This window comes from Paraburkholderia sp. RL17-383-BIF-A, assembly GCF_046028015.1.
GTDB lineage: Bacteria > Pseudomonadota > Gammaproteobacteria > Burkholderiales > Burkholderiaceae > Paraburkholderia.
The window spans coordinates 35364-61093 of sequence record NZ_JARESR010000002.1; the positions used below are offsets into that span (position 1 = coordinate 35364).

Below are 25730 nucleotides of genomic sequence, written 5' to 3' on the forward strand. Positions count from 1 at the left end.
ACGCTGCAACTGGAGCAACAGGCGCCGCGCGACGAGCACGGCGCTGCTCCGTCAGGCCGCGGCGCCCAGCCTGAAGAAACTCACGCTTTGCACGAGTCCGGATGCCTTGCTTTGCACCGCGTCGGCCGCGGCCGCCGCCTGCTCGACCAAGGCCGCGTTGCTTTGCGTCGCCTGGTCCATCTGTGTGACGGCATCATTGACTTCCGCGATGCCGGTTGCCTGATCGACACTCGCGGTCGCGATCGACTCGACGATACGCGTCACGCTGCCGGCGCTTTCCACCACGCCGTCCATCGTCGTGCTCGCGTGGTTGATCAGTTGCGTGCCGGCTTCGATTGTGGCGACCGACTCGCGAATCAGCGTCCTGATCTCGCGTGCGGCGTCGGCGGAACGTTGCGCGAGGCTGCGCACTTCGCTCGCGACCACCGCGAAGCCGCGCCCTTGCGTGCCGGCGCGCGCCGCTTCGACCGCTGCATTGAGCGCGAGGATATTGGTTTGCGCCGCAATGGCCTCCACCACCGCGATGATATCGACGATACGCTTGGACGCCGCATCGATCTGGCCCATCGTGCGCACCGCGTCGCTCATGACAATACCACCTTCACGCGCGGCATGCGCGGCGGTTTGCGCGAGCGTGGTGGCTTCTCGGGCGTTGGCGGCGTTGCGCTGAACCGAGTCGGTGAAATGCTGCATCGACGCGGCGGTTTCCTCAAGCGAGGCCGCCTGCTGCTCGGTACGCGCCGACAGGTCAAGGTTGCCTGCGGCGATTTCCTGCGTGGCCGTGGAAATCGTATGCGCGCCTTCACGGATCTCGCTGACGATATGCCGCAAGCGCTGGTTCATGTCGTTGAGGGCAGTGAGCAACTGGCCTGTTTCGTCGCGGCTCACCACGGGCACGTCGGCGCGCAGATCGCCTGCCGCCACCGCCTGCGCGACGCCCACCGCCTGTCTGACCGGCACCGTGATGCTGCGGCTCAGGAACCAGATCGCGAAAGCGCCGACGCCGAGCGAACCGATAACGACCGACAGCAACAGCACGGTCGCGATGGTGTAGGCCTGCTCCGCCGCTTCGCTCGTGCGCACGCTGGAGTCATGCGCCTGTTGCATCACGGTGGCGACGATATCGTCGATAGCGGCGGTCGGCGCGCGGTCGATGCCTTTGACGAGAGCGTCGACCACGTGCGCCGTGTTCGGATCGGCGGCGTCGTAGTGTTTCAGCGCGTCGAGATAACTGTCCTGCAGCGATGCATGCGTGGCGAGCGCCTTGTCGACTCCGTCCATGTTCGCGCCCAATGCGCTCAACTGATCCTTCAGGCGCAGCAGGGCAGCGTGCGTCGTTCCGCTTTCCCTGTTGAAGGCATCACGGTATTTGGCGAAGGCGGCCGGATCCGCGCCGCGCAACAACAGGTCCTTCCACTCCTGCACCTGCTTCTTGAATTCGACCTGCGCGACGCGCGCCGTATCGGCGGCTTGCGCATACTGGCTGAGCGATTGCGCGGACTGAATTTGCAGCGCATGCGTTCTGGACAACGCATGCCAGCCTTCCAGACCCACGACCATCGTCGCGGCCAACAATACCGCGCCGAGCAACGCCAATTTAACGGCGATCTTCAGATTTCTATAGAACGTCACTGCAAGATTCCAACTTTAGCTTTTAGTCGAGTTTGAATTGCGTCACTGCACTGGCGAGGCTCACGGCCTGGCTCTGCAGTGCGGCCGCCGCCGCCGTGGATTCTTCGACCAGTGCGGCATTCTGTTGCACCATTTCGTCGAGCTGGCTGACCGCGCGGTTCACTTCCTGAATACCGCGCGTCTGCTCGTTGGCCGCCTGCGTGATTTCGGAAATGATGGTCGTCACGTTGGCGACGTTGCTGACGATCTCGGTCATCGTCTCGCCGGCCTGGCGCACCTGGCCCGAACCCGACGAGACGCTCGCCACGGTTGCTTCGATCAGCGCCTTGATTTCCTTCGCGGCCTGCGCGCTGCGTTGCGCGAGGCTGCGCACTTCACCGGCCACCACCGCGAAGCCGCGGCCCTGTTCGCCTGCACGCGCGGCCTCCACCGCGGCATTCAGCGCGAGGATGTTGGTCTGGAACGCAATGCCGTCGATCACGCCGATGATGTCGGAGATTTTCACCGACGCATGCTGGATCTCGCCCATCGTCGCAATCACTTCGGAGATCACCACGCCGCCGCGCGAGGCGACCTGCGAGGCGGAAACGGCAGTACTGTCGGCCTGTTTCGCGGAGCTGGCCGATTGCGTGACCGTCGAGGTGATTTCTTCCATCGATGCTGCGGTTTGCTGCAAGCTCGCGGCAGCGGATTCCGTGCGGCCCGACAGATCGACGTTGCCCGCGGCGATTTCATTGGCGGCCACGCGCACCGATTCGCTGGCGTCGCGAATCTGGCGCATCACGTGGCTGAGTTTGTCGATGAAGGTGTTGAACGAGCGCGCGATCTGCGCGACTTCGTCGTTGCCGACGGCCGGCAGGCGCTGCGTCAGATCGCCTTCGCCGGAGCCGATGGCGTCCATGGCATCGCGCACTTTCGACAGACGCTGGAACGACACCGCGGTCACCGCCGCCACGATGGCGGCGGCGATGCCGGCGATCACGATCAGCGCGATGATCGAAGCGGTCAGCAGCGAACGCATGCCGGCGGTCGCTTCGGCTTTGTCGAGTGCGACGACCACGTACCAGTCAGTGCCGGGAATCGCTTGCGCGCGCATCAGCTTCGTGCTGCCATTCACGTCCATGTCGAGCGGACGGTCGGCGCTGAAGAGGGCGGCGAGCTTATCGCCGGTCAAACCGGGCGCGACATCGGAGACCGGCTTCAAGGTCAGCTTTGGATCGGGATGCGCGACGATATGGCCGCTCGCGTCGATCAGCATGCCGAAGCTCGCCGGCGTGGGATGAATCGCCTTGACGTTGGCGATCACGCTGTCCATCGCGACGTCGCCGGACACCACGCCTTTTACCGCGCCGTCGCGCACGACCGGCGCCGCGAATGCCACCACCAGTTTGCCCGTGCCCACGTCCACGTAGGGCGGCGTCACGACCGGCTTGCCAGCGGCTGCGGCCTGCTTGTACCAGGGGCGGCCGGTCGGATCGTAGTCCGCCGGAATGCCGGTCGGGTCGGAGAACTTCGAGGTCTTGTCCGCATAGCCGACATACACGTTCGAGAATTTACCGGCCGCGGCGATCTGTTTTAACGCTGCTGACGGATCGGGTTGCAGTACCACGTCCTGCAGCGAGTTGATCATCTGGGTGTTGGCGGCAACCCAGTCGCTGATGCCGGCCGCGTGACCGCTTTCCACCGAGGTCAGGCTGCTGTCGATGGCATCGGCGTTATACGAGTTGGCGACGACGTAGTTGAGAACCGCGTTGGCAGCGAGCGCAACCACAACGATAGCAACGCATAGGGCGACGATGCGCGCGCGAATGGAGGTGAACATGTCGGGAGTCTTTGGGGGTGAGCGGTAAACCGGAGTCGGCGAGGCGGGGGCCTCACCTGCGGTATACGGCCTGAGCAGGCCCGACTTGAGCAGCGAATTCTTTCAATTACCCCAAACGCAGCGAGAGCTGCGTGCGGCGGAGTGTCGCACGCAGAAATAAATGGCTTCGCGCGCGTCGTTGTATTCGTATGACAATAACGCGCGATCGGATGGATCGTTTTACATCACCGGCGAATGCAGATGATGCGGATGGTCGAGAGTCTCCGCCACGATGTGCAGCGCTTGTGCGCATTCGTCACGCGTTTTCGATCCGCCGAGGCACACCCGCATGGCATTGGGCGGATTGCCGTCGGTGGAGAACGCGGCGCCCGCCACGGCGGCAATGCCCTGATTGCGCAACTGCAAGGCAAGTTCGGATGCGCTCCAGCCGCTTTCCACCGGCACCGGCAGCCACAAATGAAAACCATCCTGATGCGCTTCGTAAGGCCATGCTTCGAGCATGCGCGCGGCAATGGCCTGGCGTGCGCGCGATTCGTTGCGGATCGCACTGAGCATCTCCGCCGCGGTTCCGTCCGCGATCCATTGCGTCGCGAGCATGACCGTGTACGGGCTCGCCATCACCGTGGTCGCGCGTAACGCGCCGGCTAGCCGCTGCGTTTGGCGCGGCGTCGGCGCATGCAGATGCGCGACGCGCAAGCCGGCGCCGAAGCTCTTGGACAGGCCCGTCACGTAATACGTCAGTTCGGGCGCGAAACTCGCGAGCGCGTCGGGCGCGCTCTGCGGCAGCATGGCATACGCATCGTCTTCGATGATCGGCACGCTGTAGCGCAACGCTACGTCGGCGAGCGCCTCGCGCCGTTTGTGCGTGAGCGTGAGCGTGCTCGGATTCTGCAGTGTCGGATTGCAATAGAACGCGCTCGGCTTGTCGGTTTTGCAGAGCGCTTCGAACGCGTGAGCGAGCGGTCCTTCGTCGTCGCGCGGCAGCGCTTGCAGACGCACACCGAGTTGCGCGGCGATCGCCTTGATGCCGGGGTAGGCGAGCGCATCGAGGCAGATGGTGCCGCCGGGCCGCGCGAGCTGCGAGACGAGCGCCACCAGCGCGCTATGAATGCCGGGGCACACCAGCACGTTTTGCGCGTCGCAATGCGGCACCCGGCGCCTCAGCCATTCGGCGCCCGCATCCTTGTCCGCCGCCGAGCCGCCGAAGTCCTGGTAACGCAGCAACTGATAAGGATCGCTGTCGGCCATCTGGCGTGCGGCGGAGTCGCGCAGACGCATGGCGTAATCGGGCGGCTCGGGTGGCGTGTTCATCGACATTTCGATGCTGCTGCCGCCCGCGAGCGGCAAGGTGGCGGTGCGGCCGCGCACGAACGTGCCGCTGCCGGCGCGCGAATCGAGCAGGCCGCGCTTGCGCGCTTCGGCATAGGCGCGCGCCACCGTCGTGTAGTTCAGCGCGAGCTCTTCGGCGAGATCGCGCAGTCCCGGCAAGCGGTCGCGCGGACGCAGCCTTCCAGTGGCGAGATCTTCTTCGATCAGATCGGGAATCGCGAGGTAGGCCGGCTTGCGAATGTCGGCAAGACGTTTGATCCAGTGATGTGTCGGGCTGCTCATTGCCTTCGAGTCTCTATTCACGTTGGAAAAGATGATCGCATTCGCATGCAATCAATGATTGGATTGATCGACTGTGGTGAATGACTGCACCATGCCGACACGTTGGACTGCGCGAATCGCACTTGGCTGGTGCGGTAAAGCCGCACCAACAGCGTTTGCACGGGATGCCGGAACTGTATGCAACCTTCGCGCCCAAAAAATTTTCGAGTCGCACTTCGAATCGAGGCGGAATTGATCGCGGATTGATCGCATTCACGGGGTCGATCAATGGCACGGCCGTTGCATTGGAGGAGGCGCGCACAACCTGAACGCGCGCCATCTTTTACTTAGCAAACCTGATCGGAGAGTGCCATGCCAGCCGTCAACAAACCGCTGCATCAGAAAGGCGATTACCTTGTCGACTATGAGGAGAAAGTCTTCGAAGACGTGAAAGCCGAACCCGGCGAAAAGGCGCTCGTCACGTTCCATACGGTCGCGTTCGAAGGCTCGATCGGCTTCGTCAATCTATTGCAGGCCACGCGCCTGCAACGCAAGGGCTTCGAGACATCGGTGCTGCTGTACGGACCGGGCGTGACGCTCGGTCTGCAACGCGGCTTTCCGACACTGGGCGACGAAGCGTTCCCCGGCCATCTGAACTTCAACAAGCAACTGATGAAGTTCATGGAAGAAGGCGGCAAGGTCTACGCGTGCCGCTTCGCGCTGCAGGCGCTATATGGACACGGCGAGGCCTCGCTGATCGAAGGCATTCGTCCAATCAGCCCGCTCGATGTGCTCGACATCCAGTTGCTTCATCGCAAGGACAACGCACTGATCATCCATACGTGGACGGTCTGACGAGAGGCGAGTGACCACTATGTCCGATAAAACGACCGGCAAACGCATCGTGCGCGCCGCGGCGGTCCAGATCGCACCGGACTTCGAGCGCAGCGGCGGAACGCTCGACAAGGTCTGCGAGGCAGTCGAACAGGCGGCGCGCGAAGGCGTGCAACTGATCGTATTTCCCGAAACCTTCGTGCCGTATTACCCGTACTTCTCTTTCGTACGGCCGCCCGTCGCTTCCGGCGCCGATCACATGAAACTCTACGAAGAGGCCGTGGTGGTGCCGGGCCCGGTGACACAGGCGGTGGCCGAGCAGGCGCGTTTGCATCGGATGGTAGTGGTGCTCGGCGTCAACGAACGCGATCACGGTAGCCTCTACAACACGCAGTTGATTTTCGACGTGGATGGTCAGATCGTGCTCAAGCGCCGCAAGATCACGCCCACATTTCATGAGCGGATGATCTGGGGGCAAGGCGACGCGGCCGGTCTGACGGTGGCGCGCACCGGGGTGGCGCGCGTGGGCGCGCTCGCCTGCTGGGAGCATTACAACCCGCTCGCGCGTTATGCGTTGATGACGCAGCATGAAGAGATTCATTGCAGCCAGTTTCCCGGCTCGCTGGTGGGACCGATCTTCGCCGATCAGATCGAGGTGACGATCCGGCATCACGCGCTGGAATCGGGTTGCTTCGTCGTCAATGCGACGGGATGGCTCAGCGAAGCGCAGATTGCGTCCGTCACCCCGGATACGAATCTGCAGAAGGCGCTGCGCGGCGGCTGCAACACCGCGATCATCTCGCCGGAAGGGCAGCATCTCGCCGAGCCGTTACGCGAGGGCGAAGGCATGGTGATCGCCGATCTCGACATGGCCTTGATCACCAAGCGCAAACGCATGATGGATTCGGTCGGCCATTACGCGCGCCCCGAATTGCTGAGTCTTGCGATCAACCGGCGGCCCGCGGAAACCGTGGCGCCGATGCCGGCGTGGCCGTCCGTCCCGAGCGCCGATTTCAATTCAACCGAAGGAGGGTGCGATGAGCGCCAGTGAATCACTGTCGGCGCAGAGCCGGCAATTGATGACTGAATTGCAGTCGGCCGGCTTGCGGCTCGTGTCGCCGGATGCGGGCGCGGCCAGCCGCCGCGGCGGCGCGGGTCCGTCCGACCACAAGGCGGTAACGGTGGATGGCGTGACGATCATGGTGCCCGTGCATACGAGCACCGCGTGGCACTCGCCGTTCGTCGCGCAGACGCCGGATGCGAGTGGGTCGAGCGCGTTGCTGCGCGGCACGATTCCGATCGCCAATATCAGCTTCCCGAAGTCGCCGCGTTTCTACGGCATGCAGACACTCGACGGCGTGCCTTATTCGCATATCGCCACGTTGCATAGCGCCGACGTGCTCGCGACCACCGTGTTGCAAACCTGTATTCGCTACGAGAGCCGGCGCAAGAGCTGCAAGTTCTGCGCAATCGGGCAATCGCTCGCAGCGGGTCGCACCATTACGCGCAAGACGCCTGAGCAACTGGCGGAAGTGGCGCGCGCGGCCGTGTTGCTCGACGGCGTGAAGCATATGGTGCTGACCACCGGCACACCGCCCACGCCGGATCGCGGCGCGCAGATTCTGTGTGAGAGCGCGTTCGCGATCAAGGCCGCGGTCGATCTGCCGATCCAGGCGCAGTGCGAGCCGCCCGACGACGACCGCTGGTTCGCGCGCATGAAAGCGAGCGGCATCGACACACTCGGCATGCACCTCGAAGTCGTCACGCCCGCGCTGCGCGAACGCATCATGCCCGGCAAGGCGAGCGTGCCGCTGTCGCGCTACATGGAGGCGTTCGAGGCCGCGGTGGCCGTGTTCGGACGCGGACAGGTCAGCACATATATCCTCGCGGGCCTGGGCGATAGCGCCGAATCAATTCTCGCGATGTCGCGCGAACTGATCGAGATCGGCGTCTATCCGTTCGTCGTGCCGTTCGTGCCGATCAGCGGCACGCCGCTCGAAGATCATCCGGCCCCTACGCCCGAATTCATGAAGTCGGTTTTGCAGCCGCTTGGCGGCATGCTCAATGCCGCGGCCATGCGTTCGAGCGATATCAAGGCGGGTTGCGGCAAATGCGGCGCGTGTTCGTCGCTGTCATCGTACGAGGAGTGATCATGTTCGGCGAAGCGATTGCAGGCGAGGCGCTGGATGGCGAGATTGTTTTCGCGCCGTATGCGCCGAGCGAATTTCGTATCAAGTGGACCACGTTGAATTGGGAAGCCGAAGAGGCATTCAGGTTGCGGCGCGCGGTCTTCTGCATCGAGCAGGGCATTTTTGTCGGCGATGATCGCGACGATATCGACCAGCACGCGCAGCAACTGGTGGCGCTCAGTTGTCTCGCCGGCATGCCGGAACAGGTGGTCGGCACCGTGCGTATTCATCGCGACCACGACAATGTGTGGTTTGGTTCGCGGCTCGCCGTGCATGCGGCCTTTCGCCGGCACGGAAAGATCGGCGCAACGCTGATTCGTCTCGCGGTGAGCAGCGCACACGCGCTCGGCTGCGAGACGTTTCTCGCGCACGTGCAGAGTCAGAATGTGCCGCTGTTTCGCGCGATGTACTGGGACGTGCTGACGGAGGAAACGTTGCTGGGCAGACCGCATCATCTGATGCAGGCGCAACTGGACCGCTATCCGCCGTGCGCGGAGCCTTATGGCGGCTTTGTCACGCAGACGCGAGCGCATTCGTCGCCGCCCTCGCGCGGCCGTGAGCCAGAGCGGAGCGCCGCATGACTGTCGCCGACCTTGTCGCGAGTCTGCGCGAGAGCCGCGGATTCCGGCACAAGACCGATATCGTGGGTGTCGTCGACTCGCTGGCGAAGCGCTTGCCGCGCGGCGCGCGCGATCTCGCGCAGGCTGTGGCGCTCGGCGACGACTGCGCCGCGCTCGCCGACGGTGACGGCTATCTGCTCTTCGCTATCGAAGGCATGGTCAGCGATTTCGTGAGCGCCATGCCGTGGTTCGCCGGCTATAGCAGCGTGATGGTCAACGTAAGCGATATCTATGCGATGGGCGGGCGGCCATTGGCGGTGGTGGATGCGCTGTGGAGTCAGGGCATCGACGCGGCGGAGCAGGTGTTGGCGGGCATGGCGGCGGCTTCGCTCGCGTATGGCGTGCCGATTGTCGGCGGCCACACGAATACGCGCAGCGATGCAGCGCAACTGGCGGTGTCGATCGTCGGCCGCGCGAAGGCGTTGCTGTCGAGTTTCAACGCGAAACCCGGTGACAGCCTGATGATGGCTGTCGATCTGCGCGGCCGTTTCGAAGAGCCGTATCCGTTCTGGAATGCTTCGGTGGATGCGCCGCCCGAGCGTCTAAGGGGCGATCTCGAACTGCTGCCGCAACTGGCGGAGAGCGGCCTGTGCGACGCCGCGAAGGATATCAGCATGGCGGGCACGCTCGGCACGGCGCTAATGTTGCTCGAATGTTCGGAGGTCGGCGCGCGGATCGATCTCGCGCGCATCCCCACGCCCGAGGGCGTGCCGCTGGAACGCTGGGTGACTGCGTTTCCGAGTTTTGGATATCTGCTGTCCGTGCGGCCCGAACATGTGGAGACTGTGCGAGCAAAGTTCAGCGCCCGATCGCTTGCGTGCTCAGTGATCGGTTCCGTGGATGCAACGAGCCAGGTGGTCCTGCATCGGCAGGATGACGCCGCTACGCTATGGGACTTCCAGCGTGAGCCGTTCATCGTCGGAAAGGGGGCGGCGAAATGAGCGCGCTGCGTATCGCGTTGCTCACGCATTCGGTCAATCCGCGCGGTGGCGTGGTGCACACGCTCGAACTGGCGAGCGCATTGACGGCGCTTGGGCACGAGGTAACGGTGTTCGTGCCGGCCGCGCCCGGCGAGAGCCTGTTTCGTTTGCCGCCTTGCCGAGTGGTGTATGCGCCGATCGTTCTGGCTCAGGTTGATACGGTTGCGATGGTCGAGGCCCGAATCGATGCGTTCCGGCGCGCGTTGATCGAGCACGACGCAGCTGCGTTCGACGTACTGCACGCGCAGGACAGCATCAGCGGCAACGCGCTGGCCGAGTTGAAAGCGCAGGGTCTTATTCACGGCTTCATGCGCACTGTGCATCACCTGGATCATTTCGAAGATCAGCAATTGACGGCGTGGCAGCGCCGTGCGTTTCAGGATGCCGACCACGTGTTGTGTGTGAGCGATACATGGGCGCGAGACATGCAGTCGGTATACGGCATTAGCGCAAGCACTGTGCCGAACGGTGTAGACGTGGCGCGTTTTTCTTCGCGACGCGATCAACACGACGCGCAACTGCGGCAGCGTTTCGGACTGCAAGGCGGCCCGATCGTGCTGGCGGTGGGCGGTATCGAAGCGCGCAAGAACACACTGGGCCTGCTCGAAGCGTTTGCCTCGGTGTGCAGCGGTTTGCCGCAAGCACAACTCGTCATTGCAGGCGGCGCGAGCCTTCTCGACCACGACGCCTACAGCCGACGCTTGCTGCAACGGGCGAGTGAGTTGGGTCTGTCGATCGGACCTCATGAAAGCGTCGTGCTGACCGGCCCGCTCGAAGACGCCGTCATGCCCGCTCTGTTTCGAAGCGCCGATGTTCTTTCGATGGTGTCGCTGCGCGAAGGTTTCGGTCTTGTCGTGCTGGAAGCGCTGGCGAGCGGCACACCGGTGGTGGTGTCTTCGATTGCGCCATTCACCGAGTATCTCGACGACGCCACCTGCTGCTGGGCCGATCCTGACGACGTGGAATCGATCGCCGCGGCCCTTGTGCGTGCGTTGGGTGAAAACGGTATCGATTTCGAGAATGCCGTGCCCGCGTTGCTCGCGCGCTTTAGCTGGGCGGCGAGCGCACGGTGCCATGTGGATGCCTACCGCCGTTTCCTCGCGAAGCGCGCTCTGCTTACCCATTGATTCGAGGATAAACGATGCCTGTCATGCACTTTCGCATTCAATGGCCCGATGGCGACGAAGCGAACTGTTATTCGCCTTCGCTCGTGATCGGCGATTTTTTTACGCCGGGCGAGGCCTATGCGCTCGAGGATTTCGTCGAACGTTCCCGGCAGGCGTTAGGCATCGCGTCCGAACGCGTGCGCGAGAAATACGGCTTTGCCTGCTCGGCGGCAATGGACCAGCTTGCACAGATCGAGCGCGACGCGGCGCGCTTTCGCGATCGGCCGGACGCGACCGTCAAGGTCATCGAATTCAGCTAGGCGCTTATTCTTTCAGAGGACGCATCATGTCGAATCCAACCCATCACGCGCGCGCCGAGGGCCACTACGGCGTGCTTGTCATCGGCGGCGGCCAGGCGGGGCTGTCGGTCAGCTACTACCTGAAACAGGCCGGCATCGACCATCTGGTCGTGGAAAGGAATGTGCTCACGCATACGTGGCGCGAACAGCGTTGGGACGCGTTTTGCCTCGTCACGCCGAACTGGCAATGCGCATTGCCCGGCTATCCGTATCGTGGCGATGACCCGCACGGCTTCATGAAGAAAGACGAAATCATTGCCTACCTCGATGGCTTCATCGCGCATGTCGACGCGCCGGTGCTGGAGCGCACTGAAGTCAAACGCGTCAAGCAGCGCGACGACGGCGTCTACGCCATCACGACGACGCACGGCGACTTCACCGCGGACCAGGTGGTGGTGGCCTCGGGCGGCTATCACACGCCGATCGTGCCGCGCCTCGCGGAGCGCTTGCCTGCGGGGATCATGCAACTGCAGTCGTCAGCGTATCGCAACCCGCAGGCTTTGCCTGAGGGCGCGGTGATGGTGGTCGGCACGGGGCAATCCGGCGCGCAGATCGCGGAGGATCTGCATCTGGCGGGCCGCAAGGTGGTGCTCGCGGTCGGCGAGGCGCCGCGTTGCGCGCGCTTTTATCGGGGGCGTGACGTGGTCGATTGGCTCGCCGACATGCAGTACTACGATATGCCGGTCGAAAAACATCCGTTACGTGAAGGGGTGCGCGACAACACCAATCACTATGTGACGGGCCGCGATGGTGGCCGCGATATCGACCTGCGCAAGTTCGCCGCTGAAGGCATGGAATTGTATGGGCGGCTCGACGATCTGCGCGACGGGCAGTTCCACTTTTCGCCTACGCTGGCCGCCAATCTCGATGCCGCCGACGATACGTATAACCGGATCAACGCGAGCATTGACGGCTTCATCGCGAAGCACGGCATTGATGCGCCGGCGGGTGGCGCGTACGAACCGGTCTGGCGTCCCGCGCAAGAGCGCGCTACGCTCGATCTGGAGGGCAGCGGTATTGCGGCGATCATCTGGTGCATCGGTTTTACGCCGGACTTCAGTTGGCTCGATGCCCCCGTGTTCAACGGTCGCGGGTATCCGGCGCACACGCGTGGCGTAACGCCGATCGACGGTCTGTATTTCGTCGGCCTGCCGTGGCTGCATACATGGGGTTCCGGGCGTTTCTCCGGCGTCGCGCGCGATGCGGAGTTCATCGTGCATGCGATTCGCGAGAAGACACGCGAGCGCGCGTCGTTGTCGGCTGCCGTTGCCGCATGACGTGATGTTGCCCATGCGCTCGGGAGGCAGCATGGAAAACGGCCGCTGCGGTTTCTATCGCAGCGGCCGTTGTATTTCACCGAGACGTTCGGCTCCGGCTCAGGCTTAAGCTTAAGCGCCCAGCGCCGGATCGCTCATGCTGCTCTTGCCGGTTTCCACGTGTCCGGCAAAGCGCCGCGCGAACAGCGGGTCCGTATCGACCGTTATAGCCAGGTCGTACCAGCCATGCGCATTGCGAAGGTCGAGGTAGAGCTGCTCGGTATCGCCGCCACGTACTGAATGCTTGATGACATTTCCCGGATCATACGCGTTGACGATCGTGAACTGGCAACGTGCGCTGCCCACGTTCTCCAGCCGCAGTTGCAGGTTGCCGTTCGAGACGTCGTAGCCTTCCGCCACTTCGGGCCGCGCGATATCGGAACCATGCCACCAGCTGCGCGCAACCGGCCTGCCCGCGAAGCGGCGCAGAAAGCCGTTCGGGCCGTGCACGGTGAAGTCGTAGCTGCCGTCGGCATTGCACGGCAACTGATCCTGCAAGCGCTTGCCGGCTTCCACCGTATAGGTGCGCGGTGCATCGAGACTGTGGGCGGCGTAGACGAGAAATACCGCGCCGGTGCGGCCCGTGTTGACGAAGCGCATGGTGAGTTGATTGGCCGCGCCTTCGCCGTGCACACGCACGAACAGCTCGTAAGGCAGCGCGCGAGCGGGGCGCACGCCGGCTTCCTGCTTCGGCAGTGCCTGCAGGGCAGGCGGCAGCGGTACGTAATCCGGGTGGCGGTTCTGGTCCGGCGGTACGTAGCCGCTCGTGCTCGGCAGCGTCGGGAAGGCGTCGTTCGGATTGCTGAAGTTGAATGCGGACATCAGATCGCCGCATACCGCGCGGCGCCACGGCGTGATGTTCGATTCGCCGAGATTGTGATCGTGGCCGAAACGCTTTTCAATAAAACGGATCACCGACGTATGGTCGAACAGTTCTGAGCACACGTAGCCGCCTTTCGACCACGGTGAAACCACCAGCATCGGCACGCGCGTTCCGAGGCCGTACGGTGCGGCGGGAGTCTTCGCGTCGCCCGGATAGATTTCGTTGCTGGTGTCGACGGTCGACAAGCCGTTAGCGCTCGACGAAGGTGCGAAGGGCGGCACCATGTGATCGAAGAAACCGTCGTTCTCGTCGTAGTTGATGAGCAGCACCGTCTTGCTCCACACCTCGGGATTGGACGTGAGAATCTGCAACACCTGGTCGATGTACCACGCGCCATAGTTCGACGGCCAGTTCGGGTGTTCGGAATAGGCTTCGGGCGCGACGATCCACGACACTTGCGGCAACGCGTTGTTCTGCACGTCGCGCTTGAGAATATCGAAGTAGCCGTCGCCCTTTGCCGCATTCGTGCCGGTGCGCGCGTTATCGTAGAGCGGGTTGCCGGGCTGCGCGTTGCGGTACTGGTTGAAGTAGAGCAGCGAGTTGTCGCCGTAGTTGCCGATATACGGGTTCTGCGTCCAGCCCCACGAGCCGTTGGCGTCGAGACCGGTGCCGATGTCCTGATAGATCTTCCACGAAATGCCCGCATTCTGCAGGACTTCGGGGTAGGTGGACCAGCCGTAGCCGAGTTCGGAATTGTCGATCACCGGTCCGCCGCCGCTGCCGTCATTGCCCACCCAGCCGCTCCACATGTAATAGCGGTTCGGGTCCGTCGGTCCCATCAGCGAGCAGTGGTACGCGTCGCAGATCGTGAAGGCGTCGGCGAGCTGATAGTGAAACGGAATGTCCTCGCGCGTGAGGTAGGCCATCGTCGTGGTGCCTTTCGCGGGCACCCATTGATCGTAGCGGCCGCCGTTCCACGCCGCGTGCGTGCTGGTCCAGTCGTGCGCGAGATCCTGGAGGAATTGCAGGCCCAGATTGGGCGCGGTGGGGCGGAACGGCAGCACGTAGCCGAGATCCGCCGCGAGCGGCTGATACCACACGGGCTTGCCGTTCGGTAAATTGGTCGCGCGCGTGTCGCCAAAACCGCGCACGCCTTTGAGCGTGCCGAAGTAGTGGTCGAACGAGCGGTTTTCCTGCATCAGCACGACAATGTGCTCGACGTCGCGAATCGTGCCGGTCTTGTTGTTGGCAGGAATGGCGAGCGCGTTGCGAATGCCCAGAGGCAGCATGCTCAATGCGGTGGCGGAACCGGCAGCATGCGCGGCGGAGCGCAGAAAATCACGGCGATTTTTTGAGGTCATGGTATTGGCTTTCGATCTTCGGTGGAGGAACGATCCACGAGGCGCGCGAGCCCCACCCGCGCGTCGCGTGAGGCGCGAAACTCAGTCCACGGTGTGGATGACGGGCGTGGCGAGCGGCGCCGGCGCGGCAGCAGACAGTGCCGGGTCGGCGCTTGATGCGGGTAGTGCTGGGGTTTGAATCGTCAGCGCGGCGGGCGCCGGTGAAGCGGAGGACGGATTCGCCGGGAGAAGCGCGGCGGCAGTGCTCTCGCTGGCGGGAATCTCGGTAGGACTAACCGCGCTCGTGCCGGCTGTTTTGTCGTCGTCGTTGCCACAAGCACCGACCAGCGCACAAAGCGACAGGGCAGCCAGCGCGGCCGCCAAACGTTTGCAATGCAAGGCTTTAGACGGCTTCGACACAACGGACATGGCAATGTCTCCGGCACGGGGAAGATGCGCGAGGGCATCGACGTGCCCAGGTCAGCGATACGCAAGAATAGTCGCTGACCTGTGTAACTTTTGTGAAGATGTGGAAATTTGAGTATTTGGTGAGAGTTGGGCGCCGACCAATCGCACACTGCGTTAGCATGCCGAAAGGTTTGGCCTCGCTCGATGATCAGGAAGACGCGCTTCCAGCAACGAATGCCGCAATGGCTTCGTTCAAAGCCTCGGGCGCGTCGCGATGCGGCGAATGCCCGCAAGCCTCGAGCTTGACCAGTTGCGCATGTGGAACGTGTGCGGCGATCGTATCGATCTGGGCCATCGTGCCGTAGTTGTCGTCATGGCCTTGCACCGCGAGCAGCGGCTTGCGAATGGACGCCAGTTCCCCGGCAATTGTCCACATCCGGAACGCCGGATTCAGCCATATGTCGTTCCAGCCATAAAACGCCGAATCGACGTCCGCGTGATAGCGGCTGAGTTTGCTGCGCAGGTCGCTGGTTTCGTAGAGCTGTTTGGTCTGCGCGATGCTTTCCACCGAAATATCTTCGACGAACACATGCGGCGCAATCGCCACCGCACCGGCCAATTCCTCGGCATGGAGCGCAGCGTACAGCAGGGTGATCGAGCCGCCGTCGCTATGACCGATCAGCCACATGCGGCGGCGTTCGCGTGAATCGATACCGAGTGCGTCGAGCAATGCGGGCAGAATGTCGCGCGCCTGCGCCGTCATGAAATCGGTGGGCCACTTCACCTCATGCGCACGCGGTGTGGAAAGCCCGTAGCCGGGCCGCGAATAGACGAGCCCTCGCATGCCGATCCGTTCGCACAGCGTTTGCGGCCAGTCGCGCCACATCGCGATCGAACCGAGGCCTTCATGCAGGAAGACGGCGATCGGCGCGTCGGTCGCGCGCGCATTCACCCAGCGATACTCGATGCGCAGCGGTCCATGCGACGCGGTAGCGGGCAGTTCAGCGAACTCGCTAACGGTCGTTGCGGCGGTAACGTTGGCGCTGGCGGGGTTCTGCATAAATCACCTTATGACTGCTCGCGCAGTTTGAAGCGTTGAATTTTTCCGGTGGCGGTTTTCGGCAGATCGTCGGCGAACACGATATCGCGCGGATATTTATGCGGCGCGAGCCTGTCCTTCACGAAAGCCTTCAACTCGTCCGCGAGTATCTCAGATGGCGTGAATTCACGCTTCAGTACGACGAACGCGCGCGTCTTGACGAGGCCGCCGTGATCGACGCCGACCACCGCGGCTTCGAGCACCGCGTCGTGCTGCACCAGCACCATTTCCACTTCGACAGGCGAGACATACTGGCCGCTGACTTTCAGCATGTCGTCGCTGCGGCCCGCATAGACATAGCAGCCATTCGGCAGCCGGCAGTACTTGTCGCCGCTGCGAATCCATTCGCCGAGAAAGGTGGCGCGCGATTTCTCTCGGTTGTTCCAGTACATCACCGCCGCGCTTGGCCCTTTGATGAACAGATCGCCGACTTCGCCGTCGGGCACGGCGTGGCCCGCATCGTCGCGCAATTCGACTTCGTATCCGGGCACCGGGCGGCCCGTGGTGCCGTATTCGACCGCGCCCGCGCGGTTGGACAGGAAGATGTGCAGCATTTCGGTCGAGCCGATGCCGTCGAGAATTTCGCAGCCGAAGTGCGCGGTAAAGCGCTCGCCGATTTCGCGCGGCAACGCTTCGCCCGCCGACGTGCAAATGCGTATCGCGACATCGGCGCGCGCGGGCAGGTTCGGCGACACCAGCATGTTCGCGTAGAGCGTGGGCACGCCGTAAAACACCGTCGGGCGATGTTTGACGAGGCGCGCGAAGATCGCGTCGGCGGTGGGGCGCTCGGCCATCAGGATCGCGGTCGCGCCGACCGAGAGCGGGAATGTCAGTCCATTGCCGAGCCCGTATGCAAAGAACAGTTTGGCCGCGGAAAACACCACGTCGCTTTCGGCAATGCCGAGAATTGGCTTGGCATACAGCTCGGCGGTCCAGTACAGGTTGGCATGCGTGTGGACGGTGCCCTTCGGTTTCCCGGTCGAGCCCGACGAATACAGCCAGAAGGCGATGTCGTCGCAACCGGTCGCGGCGGCTTTGGCGGCAGGCGTGGCGGCGTCGATCAGGTCGTCAAGCAGAGGCGCGAGGAGCGGCTCGCCTTCACGCGGTTGCGAGACGATCAACTGACAACCGTCATGTTCGGCGGACTCCAGCGCCTGCGTCACGTTCTGCACGAGCGCACCCGAGGCGATCACGGCGCGCGCGTGGCTATGCGTCAGCATGTACACGTAGTCGGCGGGCGTGAGCAGCGTGTTCGCCACGACCGGCACGACGCCCGCGTAGAGCGCGCCGAGAAAGGCAACCGGTAGCGCGATGGTGTCGAGCATCACCAGCAGTATTCGCTCTTCAGGATGTACGCCGAGCGTACGCAGCGCGCTGGCGAAGCGCCGCGCGCGGTCTTCGAGTTCACCGTAGGTCGTGCTGCCGGTGTCGTCGATATAGGCGGTCTTGCCGGCGCGCGTTTCGTTCAGTCGAAACAGGTAGGCCGCGAAATTGAACAGCGCGGGCGGCGCTTCGACCGTCGCGGCGGGCTGGTTAGCCGCCTTTTCCAGCAGGGCTTCCATGTGTCTCCTCCATCGGGTGGGCGCGGTCCGGCTGTTCTGTGCTCATGATCCGCTCGATGCTTGCGGGCTGATTCGCGTGCCCGGTCCTGATTGCTACGTTTTTGCTGCGGTCGTGCGCCGTCAGGCCGAGGGTAAATGCGTCGTCTGTGTGAGCGCCTCGATTGCCGCGCTCGCGGCCTGGATGGCCGAGCGCCGGTGATAGAAAGCGAGTGCGCGCAAGCCGCCGAGTTCTTCGCCGCCGCCCGCGCGGCCCAGGCCGCCGTGCAGCGACATCGGCATCACGTTGCCGTGACCGGTTTGACTCTGCTGCACCGAGGGCGAAACGGCATGCACGCGGCCGTGCGAATCCGCGAGTTCCAGCGCGAGGCGGCCGAGATGCGCTTCGTCGTTCGAATAGATCGATGCGACGAGGGATCCGAGACCGCGTCGCGCGAGGGTGACTGCGTGCGCTTCGGGTAGCGCATGTCCAGCGGCGGAAACGCGATAAGGCGCCACGCTCGCGACCGGTCCGAATACTTCGAGGTCGTGCAGGAGCGTCGCGTTATCAGGATCGTTGACGACGAACAGATGCGGCGCGACGCAAGCCGCGATGGTTGCGTCCGCATCGATGAGCGGCACTGCGGAGCCGTCGAAAGCGAGCACCGCTTCTTCCCGAAGCGCCGCGATACCGGCCAGTACGTTCTCGTATTGCTCGCGGCTCACGAGCGAACCCATACGCACGGCGTCGTTGCGCGGATTGCCGACGGTGATCTTCGCGAGCTTCGCCTTTAGTGCCTCGAGCACGGCTTCAAGTACAGCCTCCGGCACGAAAGCGCGGCGGATGGCCGTGCATTTTTGCCCGGATTTCACCGTCATTTCCCGCACGACTTCCTTGATGAACAGATCGAAGGCGGGCGTCTCGGGCGTGGCGTCGGCGCACAGAATCGCGCTGTTCAGACTGTCGGCTTCGACGTTCAGGCGTGCGCCGCCCTGTACGAATGCCGGATGTGCGCGCAACGTGGCGGCCGTGTCCGCGGAGCCCGTGAACGACACCACGTCGAAAGGCTGAATCTGATCGAGCAGGCCCGCCGAGCCGCCGCAGATCACGGAGAGCGCGCCGGGCGGCAGAATGCCCGCGTCGACCACATCGGCGACCATGCGTTGGGTGAGCCAGGCGGTGGCCGTGGCGGGCTTGACGATGACGGGTACGCCCGAGAGCAGGGCCGGCGCGGCTTTTTCCCACAAGCCCCACGACGGAAAATTGAAGGCGTTGATAAAGAGCGCGACGCCGCGTGTCGGCGTCAGCACATGCTGCACGCTGAACGATCGATCCTTGCTCAGCGAGTCGGTGTTGCCGTCCCGTAGTGCATGCACCTCGCCAAGCGTTGCGCCGAGTTTCGCGTAATACGACAGCGTGAAAATACCACCGTCGATATCGACCGCGGAGTCGTTGCGTGTGGTGCCCGAATTCGCGGTGGCGATCGCGTAGTAGTCGTCGCGTTTCGCTTGCAGCAGCTTGACGATATCGGCGAGGCGGGCCGCGCGCTGCGCATAGGTCAGCGCTCGCAACGCCGCGCCGCCTTCATCGCGGGCAAAGCGGAAGGCGTGGGCGAGATCGAGGCCCTCGCTCGAGACGCGCACGAGCGCTTCGCCCGTCACGGGATCGGTGAGCGTCACGCCCGTGCCGCTGCCCGCGATCCACTTGCCGCCCACGTGGTTCTTCAATAGTTCGGTCATGGCGGCGCTCAAGCGGGAGTGAATTCGATTGCGCCTTGCGGCAACAGATACAGCACCAGCGCCTCACCGTTCGCCACCGTCGGTCGATGCGCGGAGCCGGGGCCGTACACGCACCAGCCGGCCGGGTGGCCGTCGAACGTGGCGCCTGCGGTCAGCGGCATGATCAGATCGATCTCGCCATTGGGGTGAACATGGTGCGGGCCGGCGATATCCTTCATATCGACCACGTCGACGGAAAAGCCGTGAGTTTCGGGCAGCGCCTTGAAGATGCGGCCGTAGCGAATGCCGCCGCCTTCGCGGTTGCACAGCCAGCCTTCGGCGACGCCGCTGCGGCAGGCTTCGGCAAGCTCGCGGAACGTGCCGCCTTCAGCGGGATAGGTGTCGTTCAGCCACGCCGCCAGACTGCCGTCGAGCGGCCGGCCGGCGAGTTGTTCCGTGACGCCCGCAATCAGGCGCTGGAATTCATGTGGGGACATGCGAGCCTCCAGGTCGGCGCGTTCGACCGCCACACGCACGTTAATGCATGCGAATCGTCGCGCACTCTCCGTGACGCCGCCGGAAATTCTCGGCAGCGTTTGTTATTGAATCAATATTTGGCGAAAATTAACCGTTCACCACCTGCATGTCAAGCACTATAGTACATGTGTCGAAGTTAAGGGGCAGCAAAACATGAATCAAAATTACTCTCCTGCGCCGTTGGACGACTCCCCAGACGAGGATGCGGGCCGCGCGGGCGCGCCGGCGGAGCGCGGCGTCGAGCGCGAAGAGCGCGATCCCTTTCTCACGGCAATGGGCGAGCGCGTGCGCCTCCTGCGCGCGCGCCGCGGCATGACCCGCAAGACGCTGGCGACGGAAACGGGCCTGTCGGAGCGGCACCTGGCGAATCTGGAATCAGGTGTGGGCAATGCGTCCGTGCTGGTGCTGCGGCAGATCGCGACCACCTTGAACTGCTCGCTGGCCGAGGTGATCGGCGACGAAACCACCGCCTCCGCCGAGTGGCTGCTGATCCGCGAATTGCTGCACGGGCGCGATCAGGCGGCGTTGCAGCGCGCCCGCATGACGCTTGCCGAGATGTTCGCGCAGGCGCCGCGCGACCCGCATCGCAAGGACCGGATTGCCCTGATCGGCCTGCGTGGCGCGGGCAAATCGACGCTCGGACGGATGCTGGCGCAGGAGCGCAAGGTGCCGTTCATCGAGCTCACTCGGGTGATCGAGCAACTGGCGGGCTGCCCGCCTTCGGAGATTCATTCGCTGTACGGAGCGGCCGCTTACCGGCGCTATGAGCACCGTGCGCTCGAGGCCGTGATTCAGGAGCACGAGCATGCGGTGATTGCGTCGCCGGGCGGGCTGGTGTCGGAATCGGGCACCTTCAATACCTTGCTGTCGCACTGCTACACGGTGTGGCTGCAGGCCGCGCCGGAGGAACATATGCGCCGGGTCGTCGCGCAAGGCGACCTGCGGCCGATGTCGGGTAACAAGGAGGCGATGGACGACCTGAAGCGCATCCTGGCGGGGCGCAGCGAACTGTATGGCCGCGCCGATATGACCTTCGACACCAGCGAAAAAACCCTGGCCGACGCCTATCTGCAACTGCGCGACCGCCTCGCCGCAAGGCTTGCCGCCGAATCGCCGGATGACGTGCGGGTGGGTTGATCTGCGCTCCGGCGTCAGGGTTTACTAGCAAACATGCACTAAAGTGCTTTACATGGGTTTGTCGGTGCACTATTGTTCAAAAAACAAATTTGCATCGTCCAGTCAGGAGACGCCCCATGTCCACAGCAGAAACCGCCGTTGCGCCGGTCGACTACCGCACCGATCCCTCGCAGTACAAGCATTGGAAGCTGAGCTTCAATGGTCCGGTGGCGACGCTCGGCATCGATATCGCCGAGGACGGCGGTATCCGTGACGGCTATAAGCTCAAGCTGAATTCATACGACCTCGGCGTCGACATCGAACTGCACGACGCAATACAGCGCATCCGCTTCGAGCATCCGGAAGTGAAAACCGTGGTGCTGACGAGTCTGAAGGATCGCGTGTTCTGCTCGGGCGCCAACATTTTCATGCTGGGTCTCTCCACCCATGCGTGGAAGGTCAACTTCTGCAAGTTCACCAACGAAACGCGCAATGGTCTGGAAGATTCCTCGCGCTATTCCGGTCTGAAGTTTCTCGCGGCGGTGAACGGCGCCTGCGCGGGTGGCGGCTACGAACTCGCGCTTGCCTGCGACGAGATCTATCTGGTGGATGACCGCTCGTCTTCAGTGTCGTTGCCGGAAGTGCCGCTGCTCGGCGTCTTGCCGGGCACCGGCGGCCTCACGCGGGTGACGGACAAGCGCCGCGTGCGCCACGATCGCGCCGACATCTTCTGCACGGTGGTCGAAGGCGTGCGCGGCGAACGCGCGAAAGCGTGGCGACTCGTGGATGAAGTCGTGAAGCCAAACCAGTTCGATCAGGCGATCCAGGCGCGTGCGCTCGAACTTGCCGCGCAGAGCGATCGTCCCGCGGACGCACAAGGCGTGATGCTCACACGTATAGAGCGCACGGATCGCGAAGACGGCCTCACGTATAAAACCCTCGACGTGACGATCGATCGCGCGAAACGTATTGCAACGTTCACGGCCAGGGCTCCGCAAACCGAACCGCCGTCGGATATCGAGGCCATCGTCGCAGCCGGCGCGAACTGGTGGCCGCTGCAATTCGCCCGTGAACTCGACGACGCGATCCTGTCCATGCGCACCAACGAGCTTGCGGTCGGCACTTGGGTATTCAGGACCGAAGGCGACGCGCGCAATCTGCTCGCCGCGGACGCTTCACTCATGCAGCACAAGGACCACTGGTTCGTTCGCGAGACGATCGGCCTGTTGCGCCGCACGTTGGCTCGCATCGACGTCTCGTCGCGTTCGCTGTTCACGCTGATCGAGCCGGGTTCGTGCTTTGCCGGCACTTTCGCGGAACTCGCCTTCGCCGCCGACCGCACTTACATGGCGGCGTTGCCGGCCAATGAGGACGAAGAGCCGGCCATCACGCTTTCGGAAGTCAACTTCGGCCTCTATCCGATGGTCACGCACCAATCGCGTCTCGCCCGGCGTTTCTATGAAGAAGCCGCGCCGCTCGACGCCGTGCGCTCCCTGATCGGTCAGCCGATCAAGCCGGTCGAAGCCGAGCGGCTCGGTCTCGTGACGGCGTCGCCCGACGACATCGATTGGGCCGACGAAATCCGCATCGCGCTCGAAGAACGCGCGGCCATGTCACCGGATGCATTGACCGGGCTCGAAGCGAATCTGCGCTTTAACGGTCCGGAAACGATGGAGACGCGCATCTTCGGCCGTCTTACCGCGTGGCAGAACTGGATTTTCAACCGGCCGAACGCGGTGGGCGAGAAGGGCGCGCTCAAGGTGTACGGCAAGGGCAGCAAAGCGCAATTCGACGTCTCGCGTGTTTGATGCACGCTTGATTCAGCTTGGTGCGCGTTGATGCGCACTTGTCAGGTGCTTGATGCGCGGTCGAACGCCATCAACGCGGCGAGCGCGATCGAAGCCGGCAACTTTCCCATACGCGCCTCTCATCGTCACTGAAGTTTCCGAACCAGGAACCGACCATGTCAACGATCAACTACAGCGAAAAGATTCCGAACAACGTCAACCTCGCCGACGACCGGGCGCTGCAGCGCGCGCTCGAACAATGGCAGCCGAATTTTCTGGCGTGGTGGGGCGACATGGGTCCGGAAGGCTCGCACGGCTACGACGTCTATCTGCGCACCGCAGTGAGCGTGGATGCGGGTGGCTGGGCGCATTTCGATCATGTGAAGATGCCCGACTACCGCTGGGGCATTTTCCTGACGCCCGGCGAGCAGGACCGCAAGATTCACTTCGGCGAACACAAGGGCGAAGCCGCGTGGCAGGACGTGCCGGGCGAACATCGCGCGAATCTGCGGCGCATTATCGTGACGCAAGGCGATACGGAACCCGCGTCGGTCGAGCAGCAGCGCCACCTCGGCTTGACCGCGCCTTCCATGTACGACTTGCGCAACCTCTTCCAGGTCAACGTGGAAGAAGGGCGCCACCTGTGGGCGATGGTGTACCTGCTGCACCGTTACTTCGGCCGCGATGGACGTGAGGAAGCCGAAGCATTGCTCGGCCGCCGCTCGGGCGACGAGGACAACCCGCGCATTCTCGGCGCGTTCAATGAGAAAACGCCGGACTGGCTCGCGTTTTTCATGTTCACGTACTTCACCGATCGCGACGGCAAATTCCAGTTGTCGGCTCTCGCCGAGTCGGGCTTCGATCCGCTCGCGCGCACCACGAAGTTCATGCTGACCGAAGAAGCGCATCACATGTTTGTGGGCGAATCGGGTGTCTCGCGGGTGATCCAGCGCACCGCCAAGGTCATGAACGAACTGGGCACGGACGACGTCGCGAAGATTCGCGCGGCCGGTGTGATCGATCTGCCGACCATTCAGCGCTATCTGAACTTCCACTACTCGGTCACGATCGATCTGTTCGGCGCCGATCACTCGTCCAACGCGGCCACGTTCTATAGCTCGGGCCTGAAAGGCCGCTACGAAGAAAACAAGCGCGACGACGATCATCAATTGAACGGCCAGAGCTACAAGCTGCTCGACGTGCAGGACGGCAAACTGGTCGAGCGTGAAGTGCCGATGCTCAACGCCATGAACGAAGTGCTGCGCGACGACTACATCAAGGATTCGGTGGCGGGCGTGGCGCGCTGGAACAAGGTGCTCGAAAAGGCCGGCATCGATTTCCGCATGACAGTGCCGCATAAAGCGTTCAATCGTCAGATCGGCACGTTCGCGGGCACGCGTGTGTCGCCCGATGGCCGCGTGGTCAGCGAAGCCGAATGGGCCGCCAACGAGGCGAAATGGCTCGCCACGCCGGAAGATCGCGCCTACGTCGCGTCGTTGATGGGGCGCGTCACGGAGGCCGGCAAGTTCGCCAACTGGATCGCACCGCCTGCAATGGGTGTGAACCGTCAGCCGGTCGATTTCGAATACGTGCGCTTTAACTGAACGCGCGAGCGGCGCGTAGCACGCTTGCGCCGCACATCCTGGTGGAGGAAGTCATGAACGGCCCAGTATCGATCGAAGTTCTCAGGCAGCATCTGATCGATCCGGAAATCTGCATTCGCTGCAATACGTGCGAAGAGACTTGCCCGGTCGATGCGATCACGCACGACGACAACAACTACGTGGTCAAGGCGGAGATTTGCAACGGCTGCATGGCATGTGTGCCGCCGTGTCCGACCGGCGCGATCGACAACTGGCGCACGGTGCTCAAGGCCGATGCCTATCCGATCGACGAGCAGTTCACGTGGGACGTGCTGCCGGAACAGAACACAATGGCCGTGCCCGCCGCCGACGAATCGTCGGGCGCGGGCGCTTCCGGCGATACACCCGCGGACGCGAGCGGTATCGAAGTGGACACCGTGCGCGGTTCGGTCGTGCCGCCGTGGTCGGCCGCGAAGCCGTATGTGAATCTCTACACGCACAAAGCGCCGACTACCGCGACGGTGGTCGGCAATTACCGGCTCACCGATGGTTCGACCGACAGCGACATTCATCACATCGTGCTCGATTTCGGCTCGATGCCGTTTCCGGTGCTGGAAGGCCAGTCGATCGGCATTCTGCCGCCCGGCGCGAGCGCCGATGGCCGCACGCATCACGCGCGCCAGTATTCGATTGCGAGCCCGCGTGATGGCGAGCGGCCCGGTTATAACAACATTTCGCTGACGGTCAAACGCGTTTCGCAGCAGCACGGCGATTCGACCGACGGCGTGTGTTCGAACTACCTGTGCGATCTGAAGAAGGGTGACGTGGTCAGCGTGATCGGCCCGTTCGGCGGCACCTTCCTGATGCCGAACCATCCGAACTCGCATCTGCTGATGATCTGCACGGGTACGGGTTCAGCGCCGATGCGCGCGATGACCGAGTATCGCCGCCGGCGCCGCTTGAAGGGCGCGACCGGCAAGCTGATGCTGTTCTTCGGCGCGCGGACTAAAGAAGAGTTGCCGTACTTCGGCCCGCTCACGAATCTGCCGAAGGATTTCATCGATACCAATCTGGCGTTTTCGCGCACGCCGGGCCAGCCGAAGCGGTACGTTCAGGACGCCATGCGCGAGCGCGCGGTGGACGTGGCGCAGATGCTCAAGGACGACAACACGCATATCTACGTGTGCGGATTGAAGGGCATGGAAGATGGTGTGTTGCAGGCGCTCAAGGAGATCGGCGAGCAGCATCAGCTGGATTGGGAGGCGCTGTGGGGGAAGCTCAAGCGTGAGGGGCGGTTGCATCTGGAGACTTACTGACCGGACTTTGTCCGGT

General features: G+C 63.4%; 21 protein-coding genes. 12 read left to right on the forward strand and 9 right to left on the reverse strand.

Annotated features, from left to right (window positions below; translation table 11 throughout):
- Positions 1 to 51: 51 nt before the first annotated feature.
- The 3 genes from P0D71_RS02410 to P0D71_RS02420 form a co-directional block, all read right to left on the reverse strand.
- A complete protein-coding gene (locus tag P0D71_RS02410; RefSeq protein WP_408479190.1) occupies positions 52 to 1632 on the reverse strand; it encodes a methyl-accepting chemotaxis protein in 1581 nt (526 codons plus the stop codon).
- A gap of 22 nt (positions 1633 to 1654) precedes the next feature.
- A complete protein-coding gene (locus tag P0D71_RS02415; protein WP_408300538.1) occupies positions 1655 to 3454 on the reverse strand; it encodes a methyl-accepting chemotaxis protein in 1800 nt (599 codons plus the stop codon).
- A gap of 219 nt (positions 3455 to 3673) precedes the next feature.
- Complete coding sequence (locus P0D71_RS02420; RefSeq protein WP_408300540.1) at positions 3674 to 5065, reverse strand: aminotransferase-like domain-containing protein; 1392 nt, start codon at positions 5063 to 5065, stop codon at positions 3674 to 3676.
- A 351-nt stretch (positions 5066 to 5416) separates the two neighbouring features.
- Between P0D71_RS02420 and P0D71_RS02425 the strand changes: the two genes are divergently transcribed.
- The 8 genes from P0D71_RS02425 to P0D71_RS02460 are packed head-to-tail and all read left to right on the forward strand — an operon-like array spanning position 5417 to position 12409.
- Positions 5417 to 5899, forward strand: coding sequence for an MSMEG_0572/Sll0783 family nitrogen starvation response protein (locus P0D71_RS02425; protein WP_054040483.1), 483 nt, complete (start codon positions 5417 to 5419; stop codon positions 5897 to 5899).
- A 19-nt stretch (positions 5900 to 5918) separates the two neighbouring features.
- The gene (locus P0D71_RS02430; RefSeq protein ID WP_408479191.1) at positions 5919 to 6929 is read left to right on the forward strand and encodes a Nit6803 family nitrilase; all 1011 of its coding nucleotides are present in this window, start codon (positions 5919 to 5921) and stop codon (positions 6927 to 6929) included.
- Between the two features lie 28 nt (positions 6930 to 6957).
- Positions 6958 to 8028: an MSMEG_0568 family radical SAM protein gene (locus P0D71_RS02435; RefSeq protein WP_408300686.1), complete on the forward strand. Its 1071-nt coding sequence runs from the start codon at positions 6958 to 6960 to the stop codon at positions 8026 to 8028.
- A gap of 2 nt (positions 8029 to 8030) precedes the next feature.
- Positions 8031 to 8648: an MSMEG_0567/Sll0786 family nitrogen starvation N-acetyltransferase gene (locus P0D71_RS02440; protein ID WP_408479192.1), complete on the forward strand. Its 618-nt coding sequence runs from the start codon at positions 8031 to 8033 to the stop codon at positions 8646 to 8648.
- The gene (locus tag P0D71_RS02445) at positions 8645 to 9628 is read left to right on the forward strand and encodes a sll0787 family AIR synthase-like protein (protein ID WP_408479193.1); all 984 of its coding nucleotides are present in this window, start codon (positions 8645 to 8647) and stop codon (positions 9626 to 9628) included. The genes P0D71_RS02440 and P0D71_RS02445 overlap by 4 nt, the downstream gene beginning before the upstream one ends.
- Positions 9625 to 10794: an MSMEG_0565 family glycosyltransferase gene (locus P0D71_RS02450; protein WP_408479194.1), complete on the forward strand. Its 1170-nt coding sequence runs from the start codon at positions 9625 to 9627 to the stop codon at positions 10792 to 10794. Before P0D71_RS02445 ends, P0D71_RS02450 begins: the two co-directional genes overlap by 4 nt.
- A gap of 14 nt (positions 10795 to 10808) precedes the next feature.
- Complete coding sequence (locus P0D71_RS02455) at positions 10809 to 11093, forward strand: MSMEG_0570 family nitrogen starvation response protein (protein WP_091792750.1); 285 nt, start codon at positions 10809 to 10811, stop codon at positions 11091 to 11093.
- A 26-nt stretch (positions 11094 to 11119) separates the two neighbouring features.
- On the forward strand, positions 11120 to 12409 hold the full coding sequence (locus tag P0D71_RS02460) for an MSMEG_0569 family flavin-dependent oxidoreductase (RefSeq protein WP_408479195.1): 1290 nt from the start codon (positions 11120 to 11122) through the stop codon (positions 12407 to 12409).
- Between the two features lie 111 nt (positions 12410 to 12520).
- Here P0D71_RS02460 and P0D71_RS02465 read toward each other — a convergent pair whose 3' ends face one another.
- The 6 genes from P0D71_RS02465 to P0D71_RS02490 all read right to left on the reverse strand — a co-directional run bounded on the left by P0D71_RS02465 (position 12521) and on the right by P0D71_RS02490 (position 19872).
- Positions 12521 to 14632: a phosphocholine-specific phospholipase C gene (locus P0D71_RS02465; RefSeq protein WP_408479196.1), complete on the reverse strand. Its 2112-nt coding sequence runs from the start codon at positions 14630 to 14632 to the stop codon at positions 12521 to 12523.
- An 81-nt stretch (positions 14633 to 14713) separates the two neighbouring features.
- Positions 14714 to 15040 carry a hypothetical protein gene (locus P0D71_RS02470; protein WP_408184624.1) on the reverse strand — a complete coding sequence of 109 codons (327 nt, stop codon included), beginning with the start codon at positions 15038 to 15040 and terminating at the stop codon, positions 14714 to 14716.
- Between the two features lie 187 nt (positions 15041 to 15227).
- Entirely contained in the window at positions 15228 to 16079 is an 852-nt protein-coding gene (locus P0D71_RS02475; protein ID WP_408479197.1) for an alpha/beta fold hydrolase, read from the reverse strand.
- Between the two features lie 8 nt (positions 16080 to 16087).
- Positions 16088 to 17680: a benzoate-CoA ligase family protein gene (locus P0D71_RS02480; protein ID WP_408479198.1), complete on the reverse strand. Its 1593-nt coding sequence runs from the start codon at positions 17678 to 17680 to the stop codon at positions 16088 to 16090.
- Positions 17681 to 17800: 120 nt separating this feature from the next.
- Positions 17801 to 19396 (reverse strand): 3,4-dehydroadipyl-CoA semialdehyde dehydrogenase, encoded by a 1596-nt coding sequence (locus P0D71_RS02485; RefSeq protein WP_408479199.1) that lies wholly within the window; start codon positions 19394 to 19396, stop codon positions 17801 to 17803.
- Between the two features lie 8 nt (positions 19397 to 19404).
- Complete coding sequence (locus P0D71_RS02490) at positions 19405 to 19872, reverse strand: DUF4863 family protein (RefSeq protein ID WP_091800245.1); 468 nt, start codon at positions 19870 to 19872, stop codon at positions 19405 to 19407.
- 193 nt (positions 19873 to 20065) lie between these two features.
- Here P0D71_RS02490 and P0D71_RS02495 point away from each other — a divergent pair, with 193 nt between their 5' ends.
- The 4 genes from P0D71_RS02495 to boxA all read left to right on the forward strand — a co-directional run bounded on the left by P0D71_RS02495 (position 20066) and on the right by boxA (position 25714).
- Positions 20066 to 21049 (forward strand): helix-turn-helix transcriptional regulator, encoded by a 984-nt coding sequence (locus P0D71_RS02495; protein ID WP_408300559.1) that lies wholly within the window; start codon positions 20066 to 20068, stop codon positions 21047 to 21049.
- A 116-nt stretch (positions 21050 to 21165) separates the two neighbouring features.
- Positions 21166 to 22836: a 2,3-epoxybenzoyl-CoA dihydrolase gene (boxC, locus tag P0D71_RS02500; RefSeq protein WP_408479200.1), complete on the forward strand. Its 1671-nt coding sequence runs from the start codon at positions 21166 to 21168 to the stop codon at positions 22834 to 22836.
- Between the two features lie 155 nt (positions 22837 to 22991).
- The gene (boxB, locus tag P0D71_RS02505; protein ID WP_091792759.1) at positions 22992 to 24419 is read left to right on the forward strand and encodes a benzoyl-CoA 2,3-epoxidase subunit BoxB; all 1428 of its coding nucleotides are present in this window, start codon (positions 22992 to 22994) and stop codon (positions 24417 to 24419) included.
- Between the two features lie 53 nt (positions 24420 to 24472).
- Complete coding sequence (gene boxA / locus P0D71_RS02510; RefSeq protein WP_408300564.1) at positions 24473 to 25714, forward strand: benzoyl-CoA 2,3-epoxidase subunit BoxA; 1242 nt, start codon at positions 24473 to 24475, stop codon at positions 25712 to 25714.
- Positions 25715 to 25730 lie beyond the last annotated feature (16 nt).